Source organism: Neoroseomonas terrae, from assembly GCF_018129025.1.
Lineage (GTDB): Bacteria > Pseudomonadota > Alphaproteobacteria > Acetobacterales > Acetobacteraceae > Neoroseomonas > Neoroseomonas terrae.
Map to the genome: position 1 here is coordinate 83,432 of NZ_JAAEDI010000026.1, position 6,000 is coordinate 89,431.

General features: G+C 70.9%; 7 protein-coding genes. 4 read left to right on the forward strand and 3 right to left on the reverse strand.

Going from position 1 to position 6,000, the window contains the following annotated elements; translation table 11 throughout:
* The first annotated feature begins 93 nt into the window (after positions 1–93).
* Genes GXW78_RS21730 through GXW78_RS21745 form a run of 4 tightly spaced genes read left to right on the forward strand, consistent with a single transcriptional unit; the run spans position 94 to position 3,902 of the window.
* Positions 94–1,185 carry a glycosyltransferase gene (locus GXW78_RS21730; protein ID WP_211870991.1) on the forward strand — a complete coding sequence of 364 codons (1,092 nt, stop codon included), beginning with the start codon at positions 94–96 and terminating at the stop codon, positions 1,183–1,185.
* Complete coding sequence (locus GXW78_RS21735) at positions 1,182–2,639, forward strand: glycosyltransferase family 39 protein (RefSeq protein WP_246522513.1); 1,458 nt, start codon at positions 1,182–1,184, stop codon at positions 2,637–2,639. Before GXW78_RS21730 ends, GXW78_RS21735 begins: the two co-directional genes overlap by 4 nt.
* A gap of 59 nt (positions 2,640–2,698) precedes the next feature.
* The gene (msrP, locus tag GXW78_RS21740; protein WP_211870992.1) at positions 2,699–3,634 is read left to right on the forward strand and encodes a protein-methionine-sulfoxide reductase catalytic subunit MsrP; all 936 of its coding nucleotides are present in this window, start codon (positions 2,699–2,701) and stop codon (positions 3,632–3,634) included.
* Position 3,635: 1 nt separating this feature from the next.
* A complete protein-coding gene (locus GXW78_RS21745) occupies positions 3,636–3,902 on the forward strand; it encodes a hypothetical protein (RefSeq protein WP_211870993.1) in 267 nt (88 codons plus the stop codon).
* Positions 3,903–3,910: 8 nt separating this feature from the next.
* Here GXW78_RS21745 and GXW78_RS21750 read toward each other — a convergent pair whose 3' ends face one another.
* From GXW78_RS21750 to GXW78_RS21760, 3 genes are all read right to left on the reverse strand, one after another.
* On the reverse strand, positions 3,911–4,927 hold the full coding sequence (locus tag GXW78_RS21750; RefSeq protein WP_211870994.1) for a Bug family tripartite tricarboxylate transporter substrate binding protein: 1,017 nt from the start codon (positions 4,925–4,927) through the stop codon (positions 3,911–3,913).
* Positions 4,928–5,166: 239 nt separating this feature from the next.
* On the reverse strand, positions 5,167–5,430 hold the full coding sequence (locus GXW78_RS21755; protein WP_211870995.1) for a hypothetical protein: 264 nt from the start codon (positions 5,428–5,430) through the stop codon (positions 5,167–5,169).
* Positions 5,431–5,498: 68 nt separating this feature from the next.
* A partial coding sequence (locus tag GXW78_RS21760) for an NUDIX hydrolase (protein WP_408904206.1) occupies positions 5,499–6,000 on the reverse strand: 502 nt, incomplete at its 5' end.

The window sequence follows — 6,000 nt, forward strand, 5'->3', positions numbered from 1 at the left end:
GCGGGGGGAGGTTTGGAGAGGGGCAGGGCCCCTCTCCAATTCCCCCCTCGAACCCTTCCACAATCCCGCCGGATGCCATACTGCCCCCGGACGATGACGCCCCGGCTCTCCGTCGTGATCCCGTGCTACAACGAGGCGGCCAATGTCGCCCCGATGGTCGAGCGGCTGGATGCCGCCCTGGCCGGCATCGCGTGGGAAGCGATCTTCGTCGACGACGACAGCCCGGACGGGACGGCGGCGCGCGCCAAGGCAATCGCCGCCCGTGACCCGCGCATCCGCTGCATCCGGCGGGTCGGGCGGCGCGGCCTCGCTTCCGCCTGCATCGAGGGCATCCTGTCCAGCGCAGCACCCTTCGTCGCGGTGATCGACGGCGACCTGCAGCATGACGAGACGATCCTGCCGCAAATGCTGGCGCTGCTGGAGGCCGATCGGGCCGAGGTGGTGATCGGAAGCCGGAACATTGAGGGCGGCACCAAGGGGGAGGGGCTGTCGCCGGTCCGCCGGATGGTCTCGGATGGCGGTGCGGCCCTCGCCAACGCTGCCCTGCCGGTGAAGGTCGGCGACCCGATGAGCGGCTTCTTTGCCCTGCCGCGGCCGATCTTCGACGATCTCGCGCCACGCCTGACGGGGACGGGCTTCAAGATCCTGCTCGACGTCCTGCTTTCCGCCGGGCGGCCGCTGCGCGTCGCCGAGGTCCCCTATGCCTTCCGCGCGCGGGAAGCCGGGGAGAGCAAGCTCGACGCCGGCGTGTTGCTGGAATTCGGCGGGCTGCTCGCCGACAAGGCGCTGGGCGGGCTTGTGCCGCTGCGCTTCATGGCCTTCGCGCTAGTGGGCGCGATCGGCGTGGTCGTGCATGTGGCGACGCTCACCCTGCTGTATGGCATCGGTCCGCTCGACTTCTGGCCGGCGCAGTGGGCGGCGACGCTGGTCGCGATGACGGCGAACTTCCTGCTGAACAACCGAATCACCTACCGCGACCGGCGGCTGCGAGGGCCGGGGCTCGCGCGCGGGCTGCTGCTGTTCTACCTGGTCTGCGGCATGGGTGCGGCGGCCAATGTCGGCATCGCGGGGCTGCTCCTGCGGGACGGGCTGCTCAACTGGGGCCTGGCCGGCGCGGCCGGGGCGTTGCTGACCGTGGTGTGGAACTACGCCGTGTCCTCGACCCTCGTCTGGCGGCCGCGTTGAGTGGCTGGCTCGCCGCGCTGGCGGCGCTGACGCTGCTGCGCCTTGTGCTGGCCGCCGTGCTGCCGCTGGCGCCGGACGAGGCCTATTACTGGGTCTGGTCGCGCAGCCTGCAGGGCAGCTACCTCGATCACCCGCCGATGGTCGCGCTGTTCATCCGCGCCGGCACGCTGCTGGCCGGGGAAACGGCGCTGGGCGTGCGGCTGATGGGGCCGATCTGCCTCGCCATCGGATCGATCCTGCTGGCGCGCGCCACGGAGGACCTGTTCCCCGGCCGCAAGGCCGGCCCCTGGGCGGCGGCACTGTTCAACGCGACTCTGCTGGCTGGCGTCGGGGCCGTGGCGATGACGCCGGACACGCCGCTCATCGCCTTCTGGACGGCAACACTCTGGGCGCTGGCGCGGCTCTGGCGGACCGGCGACGGGCGTTGGTGGCTCGCGGTCGGCGCCTTCGCCGGGGCGGCGCTGCTCAGCAAGTATACCGCGACGCTGCTCGGCCTCGGCATCGTCGCCTGGTTGGTGCTGGACCCGACGATGCGGCGCTGGATGCTGCGCTGGCAGCTTTGGGCCGGTGGTGCGGTTGCCGTGGTGGCCTTCGCGCCGGTGGTGCTCTGGAATGCGGGGCATGACTGGGCATCCTTCGCCAAGCAGGGCGGCAGGGCCGGCGACTGGCAGGCGGGACAGGCGCTGCGCTACCTTGGCGAGTTGCTGGGCAGCCAGGTCGGGCTGGCGACGCCGCTGGTCTTCGTGTTCTGCGTCGCCGGGGTTGCGGCGGCCGCGCGGGGCTGGTGGCGCGGGCGTGACGGCGCGGCGCTGCTGCTTGCGGCCATGACCATTCCGGCCACGGCGATCTTCCTGTGGCAGGCGACCGGCAGCCGCGTGCAGGGGAACTGGCCGGCCATCCTGTATCCCGCGGCCTGCATCGCCGCGGCGGCGCTGCTGGCCGGGCCGCGCTGGGTGCGGCTGCGGCGGCCGGCGGTCGTCCTCGGGTTGGGGATGACGGGGGCGGTGTATCTCCAGGCCGTCGCCGCGCCGCTGCCGCTGCCGCGCCGCAGCGACCCGACGCTGGCGCGCCTCGGCGGATGGGGCGCTTTCGTCGCCGCGACCGATGCCGCCATGGCTCGAGAAGGGGCGGCGTTCGTCGCGGCCGAGGAATACGGCCTCGCCTCGGTCCTCGCGTTCCGCCTTCCGGTGGGCCGCGTCGTGATCGCGATGGATTCGCGATGGCGATATTTTTCGCTGCCCGCGCCCGTACCGGGCGTAACCGGCCTACTGGTCCGGAGCGAAAGACGGGGGGAGTGGCCTCCTCTCTGGCCGGGCGCGGAGGCGCTGCCGGGGAGCGAGGGGCACCTGGTTCGCAGCCGGGACGGGGTAGAGGCGGAGGCGTATCGTCTCTATCGCGTCACGACAGGGCCGGGTCAGCCGCCGGCCGCGGTGCTGCCGCGGCCCGGCTTCTGACGCGACGCTTGACCCCGGGTCGGGACAACCGATCTCGGGGGCAGAACGGAGGGATGAGCATGCCGATCCGCATTCCGCGTGGCTGGGAGATCCCCGAGCGCGAAGCGAGCCCTGAGCACTTGGTGTTCGGGCGCCGCAAGGCCGTGGCGCTCGGCGCCGGTCTCGTCGCCGCCGGCCCGGCACTGGCGCAGGGCGACCCCGCCTTGCCGCCGGCGATGCGCAACACGCGTTACCCGCCTGGGCGCGACCTGACCGGCGAGCGCGATGCCACCACCTACAACAACTACTACGAGTTCGGCTCGGACAAGGGCATCAGCCGCGCCGCCCAGCGGCTGCCGCAGCGCCCGTGGACCGTGAAGGTCGAGGGCATGGTCGAGGCCCCGCGCGAATTCGGCATCGACGACCTGCTGCGGACCATGCCGATCGAGGAGCGCGTCTATCGCCTGCGCTGCGTCGAGGCGTGGTCGATGGTGATTCCGTGGACGGGCTTCCCGCTCTCCGCACTGCTGTCGCAGGTGCGGCCGCTGGCCTCGGCGAAGTACGTGGTGTTCCAGACCGCGCAGGTGCCGTCCGCCATGCCAGGGCTGCGACAGTCCTGGTATCCCTGGCCCTACATCGAGGGCTGCACGGTCGAGGAGGCCGGCAACGAGCTATCCTTCATGGTGGTCGGCGCCTATGGCAAGCCGCTGCCGCCGCAGAATGGCGGGCCGATCCGCTTCCACCAGCCCTGGAAGTACGGCTTCAAGGCGGGCAAGGGCGTCGTGAAGATCACGCTGACCGACCGTCGGCCGGTTTCCTTCTGGGAGACCATCCAGGCATCCGAATACGGCTTCTGGGCCAATGTGAACCCCGAGGTGCCGCATCCGCGCTGGAGCCAGGCGAATGAGCGCGTGATCGGGACGAACCAGCGCATTCCGACGCGGCTCTTCAACGGCTATGCCGAATTCGTGAGTTCCCTCTACACTGGCCTGGAGAACGAACGACTCTGGGCGTGACATGCTGCTGAGGCTGATCGGATTGCTGCTCGGCTCCCTGGCGCTGGTGATCGGCCTGAGCGCCGGCTGGAACTGGACCTTCGGGGCCATGCTGGGGGGCATCAACCCCAGGGGCATGGCGACGCTGGAGGATACGGTCCGGAACAACTGGGCCGGCATCTGGGACTCGCTGGCCCTGCCGATGCTCGGCCTGCCTGCCTGGGCCGTGCCGGCGCTGTTGGCGGTGGTGTTCTTCCTGGCCGCGGCAATGCGTCCCGGCCGCGGCTGAAGCCGGCCTTACTCGATCCGCGCGCCGGAGATCTCGACCAGCCGCTGCCATCGCGGGGTTTCACCGCGGATCATCTCGGCAGCCGCGGCCGGGCTGTCGCTCAGCACGACGCCATAGCCGAGCGGGCGCAGCCTTTCGACGAAGTCACGCTGCCGCGCCACGGTCTGCGACGCCTCGAACAACCGCTGCACCACCGCGGGTGGGGTGCCGCCGGCGGTGGTGACGACATTCCAGTTCACCAGCGAATGATCGCCGAGGCCGAGGTCGGCGAAGGACTTCATGCCCGGGATGTTGGGCAGGAGCGGGATGGGGTCGCCCGAGGACACCGCCAGGGCCTTGAACCGGCCGGCTTCCACATGCGGCATCAGCGCCGGCATGACATCGAACATCATGTCGATGTTGCCCGCGACCAGATCGTTGATGGCCGGCCCGCCGCCGCGATAGGGCACATGAAGGATCTTCGCATCGGCGAAGCGGTTCACCGCCGAGATATTGAGGTGCGACGACGTGCCGGAGCCCGAGGAGCCCATCCGGACCTGCTCGGGATTGGCGCGCGACCAGAGAATCAGCGCGCGGAAATCGGTCCAGCCGTTGCGCTGCGCTGCCTCCGCATTCACCACGCAGAGCAGTGCGCCGTCGGTGAGTTGCGTGACCGGCAACAGGTCCTGCTGCACGTTGAACGGCATGCGTGCATGCATGAAGGGTGCGGCGCAATGGGTCGTCGCGCTGATCAGGCCGAGCGCGCTGCCATCCTTGTCCGCCTTGGCGATCACATCAGCGCCGATCAGCCCACCGGCGCCGCTCCGGTTCTCGACGACCACGGTCTGGCCCAGTGCCGTGCCGAGCTTCTCGGCGAACAGGCGGGAGGTGATGTCGACCGCGCCGCCGGGGGGAAAAGGCACGATGACGCGCACCGGACGGCCGCCGGCAACGGGCTGGGCGCGGATCGGCGCCGGCCCGCAGGCCAGGGCGGTGGCACCGGCGACAAGCAGGGCGCGGCGGTCGATGGATCGGGCGATGGCCATGGTGGTCTCCGGCGTCGTGATCGGGGCGGAACGCTTCGTCCGGCAGTTGGGCCTTCGCCTGCGACCCGTTCAAGGCGCTCGCTGGCGAGTGATGACCACGGGCGGCGGAACACAGCGCCGCTGCCGCGCATCGTGATGAGCTTCCGGCGCCGTTTCCGTTGGCCCTGGCTCACGGCACCACCGCCAGGCCGTCTTTCGTGACCACCCGATCTGGTGATGCCGCCTGATCGGGATCTGCTCTAACGGCAGCGGCAGCTACCGCCGACGTCGGACCGCAGGTTCTGCCGGACCCAGGTGACGCCATCGGGCTGGAAGTCGAAGGACGGGCCGATGATGCAGATCTCGGAATGGCCGCGGCCGCTCTGCATCTGGGACATGGTCGCGCGCTCGACCATGATGCGGTTGTTGACGCAGTAGACGGTGGCCGGCGCGCTCTGCGCGAAGGCGGCAGGCGCGGCGACGGTGCCGAGGATGAGGGCGGCGGCGGCGAGGGTCTTCAGCATGGGCGGGCCTCCTGTTCGAATGGCCCGCCAACGATGTGACGTTCAGTGCGACCCCGCAAGGAGGCGGGTCACAGTCGGGCCAGCGCGTCCCGCGCAGCCGCGATGGCGTGATGGGCTGCCGGTGTCAGGTCGTAGCCGTCCAGCTGCGCGGGGGTCGCCCACGCCACCTCGCTGACATCGTCGCCGGCGCGCGCCTCGCCGCCGGACCATTCCCCGGCGAAGTCGACGATCGTGTAGTGGTACAGCGCGCGGCCTTCATCATCCCGCGTGATGGCATCGACGACGACGGCCAAGGTGAGACGGCCGACCTCGATGCCCGCTTCCTCGCGCAATTCGCGCCGCGCGGCTTCCTCGGTGGTCTCGCCGACATGCTGCGCCCCACCCGGCAGCGACCAGGTGCCGATCCGCGGCGGCTTGCCGCGACGGACGAGGAGAACCTGATCGCCGCGGAAGACGATGCAGCCGATGCCCACCCAGGGGCGGTCCGGATACTCCCGGCCGGTCACTGCGGCCGCGGCGGCTCGCCGGCCGGGGCGTCGGGGGCGGCGGGCGGTGGGGCGGCGGGCGCTT

Bases quoted from the DNA above. Each gene is read 5' to 3' on its own strand.
- GXW78_RS21730 (WP_211870991.1), top strand. From the start codon at position 94: ATGACGCCCCGGCTCTCCGTCGTGATCCCGTGCTACAACGAGGCGGCC.
- msrP (WP_211870992.1), top strand. From the start codon at position 2,699: ATGCCGATCCGCATTCCGCGTGGCTGGGAGATCCCCGAGCGCGAAGCG.
- GXW78_RS21745 (WP_211870993.1), top strand. From the start codon at position 3,636: ATGCTGCTGAGGCTGATCGGATTGCTGCTCGGCTCCCTGGCGCTGGTG.
- GXW78_RS21750 (WP_211870994.1), bottom strand. From the start codon at position 4,927: ATGGCCATCGCCCGATCCATCGACCGCCGCGCCCTGCTTGTCGCCGGT.
- GXW78_RS21755 (WP_211870995.1), bottom strand. From the start codon at position 5,430: ATGCTGAAGACCCTCGCCGCCGCCGCCCTCATCCTCGGCACCGTCGCC.